This window comes from Clostridium sp. FP1 (assembly GCF_011065975.2).
GTDB lineage: Bacteria > Bacillota > Clostridia > Clostridiales > Clostridiaceae > Clostridium_AD > Clostridium_AD tagluense.
The window spans coordinates 2,594,115-2,612,832 of record NZ_JAAMNJ020000001.1 but is presented as its reverse complement, the minus strand read 5'-3'; the positions used below and the strand labels follow the sequence as shown (position 1 = coordinate 2,612,832).

The following is an 18,718-nucleotide window of genomic DNA, read 5'->3' as shown; positions in this document are numbered from 1 at the left end:
CCATGTGACTTAATATTATATTTTATCACAATACTAATTTTTCATACCTTTTTTAGGCACATAAAGATAAAACACCCAACTTAATTATTTTAAGGTGGATGTTTTATTGGGTTGTTTTTTAAGATTCCTTATAATGTTTGTAAAATAATTCTCTTTATTTCATTGAATTTTTCTGATGTAACTATATCCGCAGTTCTATTTTTAGGTAAATCAACAATTATTTCTTTTTTTATAGTTGCTGGTTTATCTGATAATACATATATTCTATCAGATAAAAATATTGCTTCCTCAATATCATGAGTTATAAATATTATGGTAGCTTTTAGTTCTTTAATCACGTCTATTAGCCAATAGTGCATCTTTGATCTAGTAATTGCATCAAGTGCACCAAAAGGCTCATCTAGCAGCATAATATCCGAGGATGACATATATGTTCTAAGTAATGCGGCTCTTTGCCTCATACCTCCGGAAAGCTGAAATGGATATTTATATTCAAAGCCCTGGAGTCCAAAAGTTTTAAAATGAGTAAGCACCTCGGCCCTTGCCTCTTTTTTAGATTTCCCTTTTATTATAAGAGAAAGTGTAGTATTGTCCACAATATTTTTCCAAGGTAATAGCAAGTCCTTTTGATGCATATAACTTACCTTTTCAATATTACCATGGCATTCTCGTCCGTCAATTATAATTTCACCTGAATCTTGAAGTAAAAGACCTGATATAATATTGAAAATAGTACTTTTACCACTGCCACTTGGTCCGAGTAAACTTATAAATTCATTTTCACTGGCATAAAAGGAAACATCATTTATTATATCCATACTTCCAAAGGTTTTTTTAATATTTGATACCTTTAATTTTTCATTACTAGTTTGGTAAGTACTCATTAGTAAATGCCTCACTTGCCTTCATATCTTTTTGTATAAGCTTTCTGTCTAAAAGAAATTTGGTGTAATTATTCCAAACTGATTCTTTCATTTCACCCCATCTTTTAGCTTCAGCTTTATACTGTCCCTTTAAATATTTTTGACTCTCTATAGCAAGAGCTTTATCTGTCTCTGGTGCATTTTTCAATAAAATTTTAGCACTTTCCTCAGGTTTTTCCATACAATATTCATATCCTTTTGTAACAGCTTTTAAAAATTTCTTTGCTATTTCTGGATTTTCTTTTAATTTATTTTCATTAGCTATAATTACTGGAGTATAATAGTCTAAATCATTATTTAATTTTCCAATATCAATATAGTCAATAGGAATATTTTTAAGCTTAGCTTCTATTCCTGTCCATCCATAAAATATCCATTCAAAATCAATATTTTTCTTAGTTACAGCAAAGAAATCCTCTGCTCCTGCATCCACTGTCTTTAATTTTGAAAAATCCGCATTATCTTTTTTCATAAGGGCTTTTAATATTGCAGTTTCGGAAGGAGATCCCCATCCACCATAGGTTTTACCTTCAAAATCCTTGGGCGACTTAATGTTTTTCCCCACAGGTGCTGCAAATCCTGAAGTGTTGTGTTGAATTATTGTAGCTATAGCCTTTATTGGAAGTGGATCTTTAGCACTTCTAGCATAAGTTACATCTTCTTGATAGCTTATACCAAAATCTCCTTTACCTGCAGCAATTAAAGTTGAAGTACTTCCCTGTGCAGGCTGGATGATCTCCACATCAAGTCCTTGTTCTTTAAAATATCCATTGTCTTTTGCTACATATAATCCAGTATGATTAGTATTTGGTACCCAATCTAAAATAACTGTAACCTTTTTTAAGGTTTCTTCCTTAGTTACACTTTCTTTTTTTGTACCACAACCTACAAATAAAACTGCAGTCATTGAAGCTATTAATAATAATGAAATTGATTTCTTTAGCATTTTATTACCTCCAAGTAGAATAAAATATTATATAAGTTTAGTTTTTCTTATCTGCTTTATTTCTACTCCAAGGAGTAAAAAAATATTGTAATAAATACAAGAGCCCAAATAGTCCCATGCTTAATAATACAATAATTATAATTACTGCAAAAACTTTATCAAGGGCATATGAATTTTTAGCTCTAATCATATATACCCCAAGGCCCTTATCTCCTCCTAGCCATTCTCCAATAACTGCCCCCATAATGCTATAGGTCGCAGCTATTCTAAGGCCTGAAAAAAAATTCACAGTAGAGGCTGGTAGCTTTACCATTGTAAAAATTTTAAACTTACTAGCTCCCATGGTCTTTAAAAGGTTTATCATATCCATGTCCACTGATTCTAAACCATCCATCAAACTAATAACTATAGGAAAAAAACATACTAGTACTACCACAATAATCTTAGGCAATGTTCCAAAACCAAACCATATTACAAAAAGTGGTGCTAAAGCAATAATAGGAATGGTTTGAGATACTACTAAAATTGGATATACGCATTTTTTGATAAGCTTTACATTGTCCATTAATATAGCTAAAATTAATGCGAGCAAAATTGATATTGTGAATCCAATCAAGGCTTCACATAATGTTGCATAAATATGTTTAGTAATACTAGGCAATATATTAACTAAGGTAATAATAATGTCTTTTGGTGAAGGCAATATGTACTGTGGAACCTTCCACTTATCTATAGCTATCTGCCATATAAAAAGAATTACTAATTGGAAAAATACAGGAATGAGTTTATTTTCTATATTTATATGTTTTTTCATTCATAGTCACGCCTTCAGCTTTATAATCTATTTTTACTATAGAAACAACTCTAGCCGCTCCTTGCTCTACACAAATTTCTTGAGCCATTTTTACTATATCCAAAAGCTCATCTAGTTCACCCTCCATAGTAGTTTCCATTGGTCCTACCTCATATTTTACTCCACTAGCTTGAATATACTCTATAACCTTGTCTACCACAGGGTAGATTCTTTCCTCTGCCACCACTGGTATAACTTGAAGACTTACATTTACAACTGACATTTAAATTCCTCCTTAGTCATCACCTAGGGTGATGCATTATTAAAATAAAATAAAATAAACCCTTAGCTCTTAATTGAACGAAGGGTTTTTTAATCCTATAACTTTGCACCGTTATAAAGTCTTATTTAAAACTAAGTGCAAATCATATTTTCCCTCCGCCGGCATTACCCAATTCAGGTTATAAGGGTCGAAACATAAATGTTTCCTCTCAGACAAAATATTGACTCCCCTAATTTTTAATGTTTAGTTACTTTACAAATTCATATTACCTTAAGTTTCTTTTAATGTCAAAGAATTTTAAGATATTATTGATTTTTCTTAATTGCTCATATTGTTTTCAAAATTTTTGATATGTTCTTTAAGTTCGTCTATTTGTTTTTGCAAATCCTTATTGCTACCCTTAGTATCATTTTTCCCATTATCTCCACATTGGGTATTTTGCTGCGCTTGGAGATTTTGAGCTTGAGCTGCAATTATCAAAATGATCTGTGCTACACCTACTAAAAAATTTCCTACTACATTTTGTTGATTAACATTAAGCTTTTCAGCAATTAAAATCCCTACTACTGTTGCTAATGTAGCTAATTCACAAGGTGTGTATTCTTCTATATTTTTCATTGATTGCCTCTTTTATAAAATCATTATAATATATGATATTCTTTTCATAAACAAGGGTGTAAATATAATTTATTTTCGATAATATAGGTCATGGAAATCTACTTGTTCATATATTACTCATAAAGGGGTGTTATATATGGACATTTATAATAAGAGAAAATTTGCAGATGTAGTGTTTGAAGGTGGTGGGGTTAAAGGCATTGGTCTTGTAGGTGCCTTAAAAACATTTGAGGATAATGGGTATGCGTGGAAGAATATTTCAGGAAACTCTGCTGGTTCTATTGTTGCTGCACTAGTTGCAGCGGGTTACTGCGCTGAAGAAATAAAAAAATTAATGATACAAATTGACTACAAGAGAATTGCTGATAAAAGTCATTTTAATATTCCTATATTATCTAATACTTGCAATCTACTATTTAAAAAAGGCATTTTTAAAGGTGATTATTTGAAAAACTGGATTGATGAAGCTCTTTTAAATAAACTTCAGCTTAAAAACGAAAAAAAAGTAACCTTTGGAGACTTGATTATCCCAGAAGAAAAAGGGATTCTTTTAAATAATAAGAAGTATAAAAGAAAATACAAGCTTCATATTATAGCAACGGATATTAGCCGTGGGAAGATGCTAATATTGCCAGAAGACATTGCTGAATACGGTATAAATCCTGATGATTTGGAAGTAAGTTTGGCAATTAGAATGAGTATATCTATTCCCTATTTTTTTCAACCTGTAAATTTAAATGATGCAAATTCTAATAAAAAGTCTTTCATTGTTGATGGCGGGGTTCTAAGTAATTACCCAGTTTGGATTTTTGATGTAAATGGCATCCCCAGGTGGCCAACCATTGGTTTTAAGCTAGGAGGAAACAAAGAAATCCGAGAACATAAAATCACAAATATTTTGAATTTCACTAGTTCAATTATTGAGACTATGTTAGAAGCACAGGATGATATTCATATAAGAGAAATGGATTATCTACGAACTGTAAAAATCAATACTCTTGATATTAAAACCACAGACTTTAATATTTCTAATAAAAAAATTATGGATTTATATGATTCTGGTGAAGTTTGTGCCTATGATTTCCTTAAAAATTGGGAAGTTAATTATAAAAAGCATTCACTCCTTAGAAGTAATTCTTCTAAATAAAGCATATGTTTCATCTGTGAAATTAAAAGAAGAAAAACAGCTCCTATACATTATACAGGGCTGTTTTTCTAATCAATTTACTTTATGCAATTGCAAAAATTTTATATTGTCTTAGCACTCTTAATGTACAATTATTTCAGTTGCATCTATAAATGGCTTCATACCTTCAAGACTGTCCCATATAAAGCATTTTATACGAGTTCCATTTGGTGTTAATTGTATTTTTTCTGATAACATAATTTGCTCATTTTTACCTACCTGACCATTTACAACTTTGTATGAAATAAGCTTATTATAATTATCAAATAATCCGATAATCAAAGTTATACTTTCAGGTTTTTCAGTAGGGTTTATCACTTCAAATGATATTTTTGCTTCTCCATTATCAATAATACTGTTTTTCAATTTTATTGATAATCCTTTTGTGTAAATAATTACACATTCTTTATTACTTACATTTCCTTGCTTATCTGTAGCTGTCACTTTTATTTTGTTTTCTCCTTCTTTTAGGTATAACTCTGTACTATAGGCATCTCCAGTTTTAATAACTTGAGCACTAGCTATTTCCACATCATTTAACCACATAGAGACCTTAGCTACACCGGATAACTCATCGGTAATCTTAATATTTAATGCATACTTACTTAAACTTGATTTATCTGATGAAGTTAAATCTATTTTTGGTGCTATAACATCAGCTATTGATGTTTCGTGTTTCACAATAAACTCAGGAAAACTATAATTATCCTTATTATCTTTAGCACTTACTTCAATTTTATTATCACCTTGCACTAAGTCTAAGTCACAACTATATATGTCTCCATCAATAGTTACATTTCCAGTTATTGTACTTTTTCTTATACCATTTACTTTATATGCTACATAATTTATACCTGATGGATCTGTTATCTTGCATTGTAATTTATATTTACTTATATTTGAATTTTTTCCTGAAACTAATTCAACGTTTGGGCCTTCTTTGTCTTCTCCGCTACTACCTTTATCATATTTAACACTTAATTCTTTAGTCGCTTCATTTTTTGCAATATCAGTGGCCACTACTTTTATTTTGTTTTCTCCTTCTTTTAATTCTAGTTCTGAACTATAAACATCTCCAGTTTTAACAATTTTAGCACTATTTATTTGTACATTATTTAACAATATAGAAACCTTAGAAACACCTGATAAATCATCCGTAATATTAGCACTAAATATATACTTACTTACATTTGATACATTAGATGATTTCAATTCAATTTTTGGAGCTACACTATCTTTAGATAGATCTCCCATTTTAATTATAAAACTCTTTCTTGTAACATTGTTTAATTTATCATATACACTTATTTTTATTATATTATCACCTTGAAGCAATTCTAAATCAGAAGAATAAATGTCTCCATCTTTTTTAATACTTGAACTACTCATAATTTTATCATTAAAATATACTAAGTAAAAATCAACATCAGATAATTCATCCATCATCTTGAATTTTAATTTATATTCTTTTGTAGATGATATAGACGGTGATAATAATTCAACAATTGGACCTTCTTTATCTTCTTTAACTCCAATATTAAATTCCTTACTTGCTATATTTTTTTCATTGTCTTCTGCTGTTACTTTTATTATATTATTTGCAGTCTTTAAAATTGTCTTGTAGCTATACATATCACCAATTCTACTAATTAATGAACTGTCTATTTTTTCTCCATTAAATGCAATAGAAACTGACGCTACTCCAGACCCCGCATCTGTTACCTTACACATGAAGATATAATCACTTGTAGTAGAACCTGGTTTAGAAGCTAATTCTATTGTTGGAGGCTCTTTGTCTTGTGCTACATTACCAAACTTAATAATAAGTTCTTTGATAATTTTATTTTCTCCTAAATCATAAGCAGATACATTTATTTTGTTATATCCGTCAATTAATTCCACTTCGCAACTAAATACATTGTTTGTTTTTTTTATTAATGTTTTATCCATATCTTTACCATTCAAATTAACAACCACTTTACCTAATCCTAAAAATTCGTCCTCTGCTTTAAATTGTACTGTATATTTTTTAGTTTCCGTAGTTTTGGGTGAAGTAATCTCTAATTTTGGTGCTGTACCATCAATTTTTACTGGCAAATAATACTGTTGAGGCTGTGAACCTTTTAAATCAACTGTTGATTTTACCACAAATTTATATTGACCATCTGGTGCTATATTCCCATCATCAAGTTTGCCGTCCCATTTTAAATTAAGTAACCGTGCTGCTTTAGCTTTTTCACCTTCTAACCCTTCAGCTTTTCTTACATTCTCTTTTGCAGTAAAAGTTTTTACAACCTTGCCAAGACTATTTTCTATATCTCCCTCTACTGTTTTTACATTTCTAAAGAAAAATAATTCTGGAATTACATTATCAAACTTTCCATCGCCATTTGGAGAAATAAATATTTTTTCTTTATCTATAATGTAATTTCCTTCTGCATCCTTACCAGTATAACCTGAAACGTAAAGTCCATCTGTGGCTGACTCTATAAGAAAACTTTTTTTAGTTACTGATGCCTCCCCTTCCCATGCTGGTGCATCAATTACAATTGGCTTGCTCCAGTTTCCATAGAATCCCATGAAAGGAATTCCTACTGAAGGAATAGTTTCTTTATCTCTAGATTCAAATCTTATAAAACCTTCTACAAACTGCTCTGTAGCAAAGTTATCTGGAAGAGTAATTTTGAAGGTTAATGTTGTATTTCCATTTGATGGAACCCTTATAGCTGAGGTTCCATCCACTAATACATAGTTCCCATCTTTTTCAAAAGTTAAGGATGAACCTTGTATTTTTACGTCAAATGGAAAAGTAGTATTACCTGTAGTATCTAGTTTATTATTATCCTCAGTTAAAACTCCTGAGATACAATTTACATTATAAGTTATATCTTCATTTGAATAATTCTTTAATATTACTTCAAAGGATTTTTCCTTAGCTATTTCTTTTAAAGCTAACATAAGGCTACCATCTTTGCCTTTTGCAATAACTCTATTAGCAATAGCATCTTTTAGTTGAATTAATCCTGCCCCTTGTCTTCTAGGCGAATAAGGTACTTCATTGTGATTTTTGTCCATAATAGGCAGTGAAGTATTTATAGATGTGCTTTTCGTAAAATCTACTAATTCTCTACCTTTTAGTGATATTTTCTTATTTGCTTTTATTCCCTGTAATATAAGTGCTTCTCCTCCAGCTACATGTGGTGATGACATAGAGGTACCACCCATAAGCCCATATTTATTATCATTTAATGTGGAGTTGATATTTCCACCAATTCCTGTTATTTGTGGTTTGAATTCTAAATTGGGGGCTGGTCCCCAAGATGAAAAACCTGACATACTATTGCCGTCACCGTTTTTCTGCACTATAATATCGCCAGTAAATTTAATTTTTAATCCTTTAGATATTAACTCTCTGAGAGTTGTTCCAGAAGCATGTCCTACATAAACGCAAGGTATTGTAGCTCCTTCTTTTACAGAAACATTAACCAATCCTTCGTTACCATCGGTACTATAAATAATAGTCCCTACGGCTCCTGCCTTTTGCGCTTTAAGCTTCCTTTCTCCATAGGTTCCATCTGTTTTTTCAATTAAAGCTATTTTCCCCTTTAACTCACCTGGTCTATAGTCTCCATCTTTGTTTCCTTGTTCACAATAAACTAACTCATACCCATTAGGATCTTTTAAGACCTTTATTGGATCAGCTTCTTCGCTGACTGAATAAACCATTTTTCCAGAATCGTTTAAAGATGTATATTCAAAACCTACTGTTGTTATTTTTATATTTTCGTAAGATGCAACCTGTAATGCATCCTTAGCAATACCAGGTGTACCAACTAGCCCTATATCTACGAGTCCTGGTATTCTCTTAGGGTATGTTGAATAATAAGAATTCCCTGCAGATACAACCACAACTACACCAGCATCTGTAGCATTTTTTATAGCTATTTGTTCTGCGTCATCATCAGTTTGAAATCCTCCTGTGGATCCTAAACTCATATTAATCACATCTACCCGCAATTTAACTGAATCTTCTATTGCTTTAACAATATCATCTGATGATGCTCCCGTAGACGTTCCTTTATTCGCAAAGACTTTCATGGCAATTATTTGACACTCAGGAGCTACCCCTTGGATTGCCTCTGTCTTTGCCACATCCGCGGCTTTACCGTTTGCCCCTACAATGCCTGCAACATGCATACCATGACTTGTACTATCTTTTGTATCTTTTACATCCACACTATCCTCTGCATAATTATATGCGTAAGGAACTTTTGTTGTGAAATATTTCCCTTTTAATCCTTTTTCAATAATGGTTTTACCCACAGCCTCTTTGGACAATGCAGCTGTGGACTCATCAGTTAGACGCATATCTTTATGATTTACATCTATACCAGAGTCTATTACAGCTACAACCATTCCTTCACCTTTAATTTTTAGATTTTCCCAAGTTTGATATACCTGTGTCAATTCTTTTGCTGTGGTCATGCATGGCTCATACACAGTAACTTCCCTAACACTTTTCACTCCATACATTTTTTCTATCTTTGGTATTTCACTTATCTTTATATCCATACTGAATCCATTTACAAGATATCCATATGAGTGTCTTAAATTTGCACCTTCAAGTAGCATAACTTGTTGTTTAACCGGCTGCTGATTTTTTAAAATCGAGTATTCAGTAGTATTTTTATTTTTAACCACTGGTTCTTCTTTCATCTGAACTATAACCCTTACTATTTTATCTAAGTCGTTTTGTTCCTCTAGATTTCCCTCCTTGTAAGGCTCTCTTTGCAGTTCATGTTTTTGATCTTTCTCAAGTGTCGTTGCCATTGCATCATTTGGAACGTTCATCGCGAATGCTCCTATGGCAAAGATTAGAAATACAAATGCGGTCAACAGCTTATAAATTTTTTTCTTCATATTAAGCCCCCCATTAAATATTAATTACATAAATTGTTTTTTATGTAAAATATAACTATTTAAGATTACCATAAATAATATGCTTTTTCAAACTTTTTCTTATTTTTATAAATATTCTTTAAATTTACAACAGGATCAGCATTGTTTTAATTACCTATCGAAATATTAAATTTTGTCATTACAGCCTGGCTTATATATTAATTTAAAAGTAAAGTAACAACTTAACATACATATAAGTTTAGTCACAATTCAAAATTTATGATATTATGGTTATAAAGAAAAAAACGAGGTGATTTAAATGAAAAAGATATTATTAACAGGTGCTAATGGTTTCTTTGCATCAAGGTTCTATACATATTATAAAAATAAATACGATATACTTCCATTAACCCATAGTGACTTAGATATAACAGATGAAAGCAAGTGTTTAGAAATAATTCGAAATTTTAAACCTGACTATGTAATACATACTGCCGCCATTGCTGACACAGGTTTGTGTGAAAGAAATCCAGAACTATCATATGAAATAAATGTTAAAGGTTCAATTAACATTGCTAAAGCTTGTAGTTTAACAAAATCTAAATTAGTATATTTAAGTTCTGAACAAATTTTTAATGGTAATTTAGAATCAGGCCCCTATAATGAAAATCATATTCCAATGCCTAATACAGTTTACGGAAAACATAAACTCCAATCTGAAGATGAATTAAAAGGAATTATTGATGAACTATGGATTTTAAGATTTAGTTGGTTATTTGGATTTCCAGAAAAAAATTGCAGGGTAAGTTCTAATATTCTATGGAATGTCGTATCTTCTGTTTTAAAAGATAAGACAATAAAATTACCCGTAAATGAATTTAGAGGGATGACTTATGTTTATGATTTAATAGAAAATTTCCATAAAATTTTAGATTTTCCTTATGGCATTTATCACACAGGAAGTGAGAATGATTTAAGCACTTATGATATAGCATTGCTCATATTAAAAGAAATTGGATTAGGTCATAAAGCAGATAATTATTTAGAAAAAGATACTGATAGATATAATGACCATCCAAGGGACCTTCGAATAAGTAATGATAAATTAAAAAAATATGGTATTGATTTGCCCGAAACTGTAGATGGCATTAAAAATTGTCTTAGAGATTTTAACTACTAAAAAACTAGTTATAACTATCTATTTGTTATTCTAATTTGCTCCTCTTTCTTTTAGCATTTTATTTTTGCAAATTTATTGCACATTCAACTGAAAGTGGTTGCGTTATTTATGTTATTAATCTATATTTTTAAACATATTGTACTACACTTGAAAATTTGATGTAATGACCTATCAAAAATATTGATAATCTAAATATAAAAATTAATTGTAAGATAAATGTGGAATTTATAATGGGGGTAAATATGAATAATCAAAAACAATTTTTAATTTTAGTTGTGGAGGATAGTTCTTTAAATTTACAAATTATTAGTGATATTTTAAATAGCAAAGGATACAAAGTTGCAATTGCTAGAAATGGATATGAAGCATTAAATTTCTTATTAGAAAATACCCCAGATATTATTTTATTAGATATTATAATGCCTGGTTTAAATGGAATAGAATTATGCTATGAAATAAAAAAAAGTATAAAAACAAAAAATATACCAATTATATTCATTAGTGCTCTTACAGATATATCTAGTAAGGTAAGTGGGTTTAAGGCAGGTGGAGTAGACTTTATTACAAAACCTTTTCAAAAGGAAGAAGTATTAGCCAGAGTTCAAATTCACCTTGCATTAAAAGAATCTATGGAAATTATCAAGGAGCAAAAAAAACAATTAGAGGAGTCAATTATATCTAAGAATCATTTTTTTTCCATTATTGCACATGATTTAAAATCACCCTTTAATGGATTAATTGGAATAACTGATTTTTTTTCCAAATCCATTGAAGAATTTGATAAAGAAGAGTTAGCCCTGCTTGCATTAGATATGAATAAGACAGCAATAAATTTATATAGATTATGTGAAAACTTACTAGATTGGGCTAGTTTACAAAGAGGCACTATGACCTTTACCCCTGTGAAATTTGAACTACAAAATTTAGTCAAAGACTGTGTTGAAGTACTAAAATATAATTTTACACAAAAGAAAATCATTATGAAAATAGACGTAGCAAAACAAAATATAAATTGTGATTATGATATGATACATACTATAATGAGAAATTTAATTTCCAATGCAATAAAATTTACAAATGTAGGCGGATGTATAACAATTTCATCTAATTATTTAGATTCAGGTTTTATAGAAGTTTCAGTTGCAGATACTGGAGTAGGAATGGACCCCAGTATTCTTTCCAAATTGTTCCGAATTGACATAAAGCACGGCACAGTTGGAACTGAGGGAGAAACAGGTACAAGTTTAGGATTAATTTTATGTAAAGAGTTAGTAGAAAAAAACAGTGGCAAAATCTGGGCCATAAGCACCCTGGGGCAAGGGAGTTGCTTTAAATTCACAATACCTAGCGAAAATATTTTTATATAAGAATAGAAAAAAATATATCCAATCAGGAATTGAGATTTTAAATTTAAATAATAGGAAGGAGATAACGCAAGTTATCTCCTTCCTATTATATAGAGTTTCAAATTCTACACCTTCTGATTTTGCTATATTAATCTAAAATTTTAGGTCTATTTTTTGTTAGAATCTTCACTACTAACGCCTCCAACAGTTTTTCTCTATACTATAAGGCCTAAGTTTCTCATAACAACAATAAATTTATCTGTTTCAATTGGTTTTGATGCGTAGGCTTCACAGCCTGAATCATAAGCATTTAATACGGTTTCTTTATCATTTAATGCTGTGGTCATAATTATCTTTACTTTTTTGTCTTCTTCAACGCCCTTTTGTTTTTCAATATCTCTAATGGATTTAAGCGCCCTCATTCCATCAAGTCTTGGCATCATAATGTCAAGACATATTAAGTCATATATATTTTCATCTTTTATTGAATTTAAGTAGGCATCAATGGCTTCTATGCCATCTACAACAACTTCACATTCTCCATATTTAGAAAGAAATTTTTTCATAAATAATCTACTTGTAAAGTCATCCTCTGCTATTAATATTCTCATTTATAACACCTCTTTATCAAAATTTATTAAAAGCTTTTACTATTGTTTCTTCAATAAATGGTTTTATTACAAAGCCTAATGCACCTGCAATCACAGAATCTCTCACAATTGTTTCTTGTCCCATTGCAGAAATCATCATAACCTTTGCACTCTTATCAAAGGCCTTTATCTGTTTTAATGCCTCAAGTCCATCCATAACTGGCATTGTAATATCAAGAGTTACAATATCCGGTTTAAGAAGTTTATATTTTTCAATAGCTATTTCTCCATTTTCAGCCTCTCCAACTATTTCGAATCCGTTTCTTTCAAGCATAGTTTTCAATGCCAATCTCATAAACATCGCATCGTCTGTAATCAAAACTCTTTTCACCAAACTCATCTCCTCTAAAACTTTATTATAATATCAACCGGTAAAAAAATTCATTCATTTACATCAAAGCTACAATTTAGTTATTGGGAATTAGTACTGTATTACACTTTATTACACTATTTTACACTATTTTACACTATAACATATTATACTACATAGTTAAACATATATCTATTGAATTTTTAAAATATTCAGTTTATTCATTGAATCATATTAAATTACAACAACATAAAATTTAGTGGCAATCCAAATTTTATGTTATTGTAGCTATTTTACTTTCCAAAACCTCAGCAAAAAACACGCAACAGGTGTGTGGGAACCTGTTGCGTGTTTTTATTTATAAAGCTTATATTACAACCTTAGAGCGTTTATTTCATCTCTTTTTTTATGCCTCGACTTAAAGTATTCTCATAATCTATAAATTCATATACATCTTGAGCAAATAAATCGCTAAAGCTCTTCAGTTCCTCTAATGTTAAACTTTCTATAGCCTTATGTTGCTTTTCACAATGTAACACAATAGCGCCTATAACTCCATGAGCATCTCTAAATGCTAATCCCTTATTTACAAGATAATCTGCAGCTTCCGTAGCATTTAAAAAACCTGTTTTAACTGCGTTATACATATTATCCTTTTTAATTTTAAGACTATTTAGCATTCCATTCATAATCTTTATTGATTTTAAAACTGTGAAAGCTCCATCAAAGAAAGGCTCCTTATCTTCTTGCATATCCTTATTGTAAGCCAGTGGAATTCCTTTCATAGTGGTAAGTAAGCTCATTAAATCTCCATATACTCTCCCCGTTTTCCCTCTTATAAGTTCTGCTGCATCTGGATTTCTTTTTTGTGGCATTATACTGCTACCAGTAGAGTATTCGTCACTAATTTCAATAAAATTAAATTCCTTACTACTCCATAAAATAAGCTCCTCACTTAATCTACTAAGGTGCATCATTATTATAGAAAAACATGATAAAAGTTCTAATAGATAATCTCTATCACTTACCCCATCCATAAAATTATCTACTGGTTTTTTAAAACCTAGTTCTCCCGTTGTAAAATCTCTATCTGTATCATAGGTTGTGCCTGCTAGTGCGCAGCATCCAAGAGGATTTTCATCCATAATGTCAATAGCGCTTATAAGTCTTTTCACATCCCTAGATAGCATATTATAGTATGCCATAATATGCTGTTTAAAGGTTACAGGTTGTGCTCTTTGCAGATGTGTATAACCAGGCATTATAACAGCATTATCATTTCCTAATTTTTTAATAGTAGATAAAATAGCACCTAGATTTTCAATAACTTCCTTTGCTTTATGTTTTGAATATAATCTCATATCCACAGCAACCTGATCATTTCGACTTCTTGCTGTATGAAGCTTTTTACCAACATCACCTACAAGCTTTGTAAGTTGTATTTCCATAAAACTGTGAATATCTTCATAATCACCTTCAATTTTTAATTTACCTTCCTGAATATCTGATAGAATAGAATTTAAACCATTAACAATAGTATCGCACTCTTTATTAGTTAAAATGCTACATTTTGCAAGCATTTTAACATGAGCTATACTACCCATAATATCTTCATAATACAATCTTTTATCAAAGCTTAGAGAACTATTAAAGTCCTCCATAAGACTGCTTTCTTTTTCAATAAATCTTCCACCCCAAAGTTTCATATATATCACCCGCTAAGCCTTCTATAGATTTTGTAATTTTGCTTAAATATTATTTAAATGTTTGTATGCCTTAATTTTACTTGGCAATGAAAATAAGTTTATAAATCCTTCTGCATCCTTATGATCATATAGTACACTTGAACCAAAAGAAGATATACTTGCATCGTATAGTGCATTGGGCGATTCTTTACTTGCTACCATAATATTTCCTTTATACAACTTTAATTTAACAGAACCTGTTACGGTTTCTTGAGTCTTATCTACAAAGGCATCAAGGGCTTCTCTCATAGTGCTAAACCAAAGTCCATCATAAACTAATTCTCCATATTTCTGTGATACTTGATATTTAAAGTGCAATGTATCTTTATCTATAGTTATTTCCTCAAGTTCTTTATGAGCTGCATAAAGAACAGTACCACCTGGTGTTTCATATATTCCTCTTGACTTCATTCCTACAAGTCTATTTTCTACTAAATCTACAATACCTATTCCATTTTCTCCACCGATTTTGTTTAATATTGAAACGATATCTATTGGCTCTAATTCAATTCCGTCTACTTTTGTCGCAATTCCCTTTTCAAAATATATATCTACATATGTAGCCTCATCTTTAGCTTTTTCTGGAGGTGTAACCATAAGATACATATCTCTTTTATGGTCATTTTTAAAATCTTCAATATCTCCACCTTCATGACTTGCATGCCATAAGTTTTGGTCCACTGAATATATTTTTTCTTTGGTTACTGCTATTTCTATACCGCGAGCATTGGCGTAATCTATAGCATCTTCTCTTGATTTTATATCCCAGATTCTCCAAGGAGCAATAATCTTTATTGTAGGATCTATGGCTGCTATGCCTACCTCAAATCTAACTTGATCGTTTCCCTTACCAGTACATCCGTGGCATATATATTTTGCCCCTTCTTTATGAGCAATTTCTACAAGCTTTTTAGCTATTAATGGTCTTGCAAAAGCTGTACCTAACAAATATTTTCCTTCATATGTAGCATTTGCCTTAACCCCTTTAAATACGTAATCTTTTATAAATTCAGCTGTTACGTTTTCAATATATATTTTCTTAGCCCCTGAGCTTAACGCCTTTTTCTCAATTGCCTTCATATCGTCCTCTTGGCCAACATTAATGCAAGCTGCTATAACATCCATATCATAATTTTCCTTAAGCCAAGCTATTATTATTGAGGTATCCAGGCCTCCTGAATATGCTAAAACCACTTTATCTTTAATTATTTTTTCCATTTTTATATCCCCTTTCGATTTTGCTTTTATATTTTAATATCTTAGGTTTAATCTAAAGTATTTTATTTAGGAACTCTTTAGTTCGCTGCTCTTTAGGAGCAGTAAAAAATTCTTCTGGAGTTCCCTCTTCTACTATTTTTCCTCCATCCATGAAAATGACTCTATCTGCCACTTCCTTTGCAAACCCCATTTCATGGGTTACAACCACCATTGTCATGCCTTCTTTTGCAAGATCTTTCATTACTCCTAAAACCTCTCCAACCAGCTCTGGGTCTAAGGATGAAGTAGGTTCATCAAAGAGCATTATGTCAGGTCTCATAGCTAGGGCTCTTGCTATAGCTACTCTTTGCTTTTGTCCTCCTGATAATTTTGATGGATAATTCTCTAGTTTTTCACTAAGACCCACTTTTTCAATAATTCCCGCGGCTCTTTTTAATACTTCTTCGCGGGCTTCTCGCTTAACAGTAATTGGAGCCTCAATTACATTTTGGAGTACAGTCATATGATGAAACAAATTAAAGTTTTGGAATACCATTCCTACTTTTTCAATAGTATTTCTCATATGTTTTTTATTTTTTACATCCAGTTTTTCTCCTTCAATAAAAACCTCTCCCCCATCAGGATTTTCAAGGTGATTTAAACATCTTAAAAACGTGCTTTTTCCCGAACCAGAAGGTCCTATTATAACTAGTACTTCTCCTTTTTTAACCTGTACATTTAAATCTTCAAATACTGTTAAGCTTCCGAATTTTTTAGTTAAATTCTTAGTTTCTATCATATACACTCCATATCACCTCTATTAATATACTGACAGTCTTTTTTCATAGTATGAAAATGCTGTAGTAAAAATTGTTGTCATTAAAAGATATAAACATCCTGCTATAAAGAAAGCTTCTAGCGGCCTAAAGCTTGATGCGTATAAAAGCTGCGCCGACCTCATAACTTCCACCATAGTTATAGTAGCTACTAAAGATGTATCCTTAAGCATTGTTATAAACTCATTACCTACAGATGGAATTATTATTTTAAAGGTTTGAGGTAATACTACTCTTTTCATAGTATCAAAGTAAGTGAACCCCAGGGACTTGCAAGCTTCAAACTGCCCTTTATCTACTGAAAGTATTCCACCTCTTATTATTTCTGCCATGTAAGCACCTGAATTTAAACTAAGTCCTATTATTGCTGCTTGAAAGGCTGTAAACTTAATACCTACAAAAGGCAATCCAAAATAGAAAAACCATAATTGAAGCAGCATAGGTGTTCCTCTAAAGAGCCAGGTATAAAACCCTGCTACCGTACCCATTAGCTTATTTTTAGAAAGCTTTAATATGGCTGTAACCATGCCTATCAAACTTCCAACTACTACTGATATAAGAGTGAGTTCTAGTGTTATTAAACTTCCTTTTAATAACACAGGAAACATATCCTTTAAAATATTTATATCCATTATTGTCCTCCTAATTATTTCTTATATGCGTCAAATCCAAACCACTTTTGTGAAAGCTTAGAGAGCGTTCCATCTGATTTAAGTTCATTAAGGGCCTTTTGCACAGCTGCTTTTAATTCCTTATCTTCCTTCTTAAATCCAATTCCTATAGGTTCTTCGCTAATTCTGTCCTGTAAAACAACAAACTCGCCTGGTTTCTTTGATACATAATATCCACCAACTTGAGCATCCATAACTACTGCATCTACTCTTTTAGATGATAACTCTTGAAAAGCTTCTGTAATTTTGTCATACTTTTTAATTTCTTTTAATCCCTTTATTGCAGTGGCTGCAGCATCTCCTGTAGACCCTAGCTGACAAGCTACTGTTTTACCCTTTAAGTCTTCCAAATTTTTTATTGATGTATTCCCTTGTTTTATAGCAATAACCGGGCCACCCATTAAATAACTGTCTGAGAAATCTATACTTTCTTTTCTCTTATCCGTAATACTGAGAGCTGCAAGTATAATATTAAATCTCGATGAGTTAAGAGCTAAAAGTATTCCATTAAAATCTGTAGTAGTATACTCTATTTTCACTCCTAATTTTTTTCCTATTTCATTTGCCAAATCTACATCAAACCCTACTAAGGTGTTTTTAGAATCTCTAAATTCCATTGGAGGATATGAATCATCTGTTCCTATAGTTAGTGTGCCTGCTTTTTGAACTGCTTGTAGAGAATTCAATTTTTCCTGTTTTTGGCCGCATCCTACAAGTAATGAACCTGCCATAGTAACCATTAATACAATTGACATGATTTTTTTCATTTGTACCACTCCTCCATTTATATAATTCATTTGTGGATATTTATACATTTTTATGTATAATGCATTTTCTTATCTTATATCTGTATTTTAGTCGTTTTACAACCAATTTCATTGATTTGTCTGCCTTGTTTTTATTTATTATATACCGATTTTTATAATAATGCAATACTTTTTCTTTATATTTATTCATTTTATATAATAATTATGCATAGCAATTAATAAAAACTTGCCAAACTAGCTGATTTTACTGAGTTTTAGTTATGATAGATCACCATTATTAATGTTGTTTTTAATCACTTAAGAACTTAAATGTTTTAAAGTTATTTTAATAACATCTTACTAATTTTTCTATTTCCAAATACGTATTA

At 30.9% G+C, this 18,718-nt stretch carries 16 protein-coding genes and 1 riboswitch; of the genes, 3 read left to right on the top strand and 13 right to left on the bottom strand.

Annotated elements, in window-relative coordinates:
• Positions 1 to 128: 128 nt before the first annotated feature.
• The 5 genes from G9F70_RS12505 to G9F70_RS12485 all read right to left on the bottom strand — a co-directional run bounded on the left by G9F70_RS12505 (position 129) and on the right by G9F70_RS12485 (position 3,563).
• Positions 129 to 884 (bottom strand): ABC transporter ATP-binding protein, encoded by a 756-nt coding sequence (locus G9F70_RS12505; protein WP_164947064.1) that lies wholly within the window; start codon positions 882 to 884, stop codon positions 129 to 131.
• Positions 865 to 1,869 (bottom strand): ABC transporter substrate-binding protein, encoded by a 1,005-nt coding sequence (locus G9F70_RS12500; RefSeq protein WP_125000768.1) that lies wholly within the window; start codon positions 1,867 to 1,869, stop codon positions 865 to 867. The genes G9F70_RS12505 and G9F70_RS12500 overlap by 20 nt, the downstream gene beginning before the upstream one ends.
• Positions 1,870 to 1,906: 37 nt before the next feature.
• Positions 1,907 to 2,683, bottom strand: a complete 777-nt coding sequence (locus G9F70_RS12495) for an ABC transporter permease (RefSeq protein WP_164947065.1) — start codon at positions 2,681 to 2,683, stop codon at positions 1,907 to 1,909.
• Positions 2,655 to 2,945: an MTH1187 family thiamine-binding protein gene (locus G9F70_RS12490; RefSeq protein WP_164947066.1), complete on the bottom strand. Its 291-nt coding sequence runs from the start codon at positions 2,943 to 2,945 to the stop codon at positions 2,655 to 2,657. Before G9F70_RS12490 ends, G9F70_RS12495 begins: the two co-directional genes overlap by 29 nt.
• Before the next feature lie 133 nt (positions 2,946 to 3,078).
• Positions 3,079 to 3,186, bottom strand: a riboswitch (TPP riboswitch).
• A 77-nt stretch (positions 3,187 to 3,263) separates the two neighbouring features.
• Positions 3,264 to 3,563: a hypothetical protein gene (locus G9F70_RS12485; RefSeq protein WP_164947067.1), complete on the bottom strand. Its 300-nt coding sequence runs from the start codon at positions 3,561 to 3,563 to the stop codon at positions 3,264 to 3,266.
• A 136-nt stretch (positions 3,564 to 3,699) separates the two neighbouring features.
• On the opposite strand from G9F70_RS12485, the gene G9F70_RS12480 reads away from it, so the two are divergent.
• The gene (locus G9F70_RS12480; protein ID WP_164947068.1) at positions 3,700 to 4,710 is read left to right on the top strand and encodes a patatin-like phospholipase family protein; all 1,011 of its coding nucleotides are present in this window, start codon (positions 3,700 to 3,702) and stop codon (positions 4,708 to 4,710) included.
• A gap of 120 nt (positions 4,711 to 4,830) precedes the next feature.
• On the opposite strand, the gene G9F70_RS12475 is transcribed toward G9F70_RS12480, so the two are convergent.
• Positions 4,831 to 9,669: a S8 family serine peptidase gene (locus G9F70_RS12475; protein WP_164947069.1), complete on the bottom strand. Its 4,839-nt coding sequence runs from the start codon at positions 9,667 to 9,669 to the stop codon at positions 4,831 to 4,833.
• Positions 9,670 to 9,967: 298 nt separating this feature from the next.
• Here G9F70_RS12475 and G9F70_RS12470 point away from each other — a divergent pair, with 298 nt between their 5' ends.
• Together G9F70_RS12470 and G9F70_RS12465 are read left to right on the top strand one after the other, a co-directional pair.
• On the top strand, positions 9,968 to 10,828 hold the full coding sequence (locus tag G9F70_RS12470; RefSeq protein ID WP_164947070.1) for an SDR family oxidoreductase: 861 nt from the start codon (positions 9,968 to 9,970) through the stop codon (positions 10,826 to 10,828).
• A 242-nt stretch (positions 10,829 to 11,070) separates the two neighbouring features.
• On the top strand, positions 11,071 to 12,195 hold the full coding sequence (locus tag G9F70_RS12465; protein ID WP_164947071.1) for a hybrid sensor histidine kinase/response regulator: 1,125 nt from the start codon (positions 11,071 to 11,073) through the stop codon (positions 12,193 to 12,195).
• A gap of 194 nt (positions 12,196 to 12,389) precedes the next feature.
• Here G9F70_RS12465 and G9F70_RS12460 read toward each other — a convergent pair whose 3' ends face one another.
• The 7 genes from G9F70_RS12460 to G9F70_RS12430 all read right to left on the bottom strand — a co-directional run bounded on the left by G9F70_RS12460 (position 12,390) and on the right by G9F70_RS12430 (position 18,350).
• Positions 12,390 to 12,785, bottom strand: coding sequence for a response regulator (locus G9F70_RS12460; RefSeq protein WP_164947072.1), 396 nt, complete (start codon positions 12,783 to 12,785; stop codon positions 12,390 to 12,392).
• Between the two features lie 16 nt (positions 12,786 to 12,801).
• Entirely contained in the window at positions 12,802 to 13,155 is a 354-nt protein-coding gene (locus G9F70_RS12455; RefSeq protein WP_164947073.1) for a response regulator, read from the bottom strand.
• Between the two features lie 368 nt (positions 13,156 to 13,523).
• The gene (gene argH / locus G9F70_RS12450) at positions 13,524 to 14,840 is read right to left on the bottom strand and encodes an argininosuccinate lyase (RefSeq protein ID WP_164947074.1); all 1,317 of its coding nucleotides are present in this window, start codon (positions 14,838 to 14,840) and stop codon (positions 13,524 to 13,526) included.
• A gap of 42 nt (positions 14,841 to 14,882) precedes the next feature.
• On the bottom strand, positions 14,883 to 16,085 hold the full coding sequence (locus G9F70_RS12445) for an argininosuccinate synthase (RefSeq protein WP_164947087.1): 1,203 nt from the start codon (positions 16,083 to 16,085) through the stop codon (positions 14,883 to 14,885).
• A 64-nt stretch (positions 16,086 to 16,149) separates the two neighbouring features.
• Positions 16,150 to 16,881, bottom strand: a complete 732-nt coding sequence (locus G9F70_RS12440) for an amino acid ABC transporter ATP-binding protein (RefSeq protein ID WP_125000738.1) — start codon at positions 16,879 to 16,881, stop codon at positions 16,150 to 16,152.
• A 15-nt stretch (positions 16,882 to 16,896) separates the two neighbouring features.
• The gene (locus tag G9F70_RS12435) at positions 16,897 to 17,544 is read right to left on the bottom strand and encodes an amino acid ABC transporter permease (protein WP_125000735.1); all 648 of its coding nucleotides are present in this window, start codon (positions 17,542 to 17,544) and stop codon (positions 16,897 to 16,899) included.
• A 14-nt stretch (positions 17,545 to 17,558) separates the two neighbouring features.
• The gene (locus G9F70_RS12430; RefSeq protein ID WP_164947076.1) at positions 17,559 to 18,350 is read right to left on the bottom strand and encodes an ABC transporter substrate-binding protein; all 792 of its coding nucleotides are present in this window, start codon (positions 18,348 to 18,350) and stop codon (positions 17,559 to 17,561) included.
• Between the last annotated feature and the right edge of the window lie 368 nt (positions 18,351 to 18,718).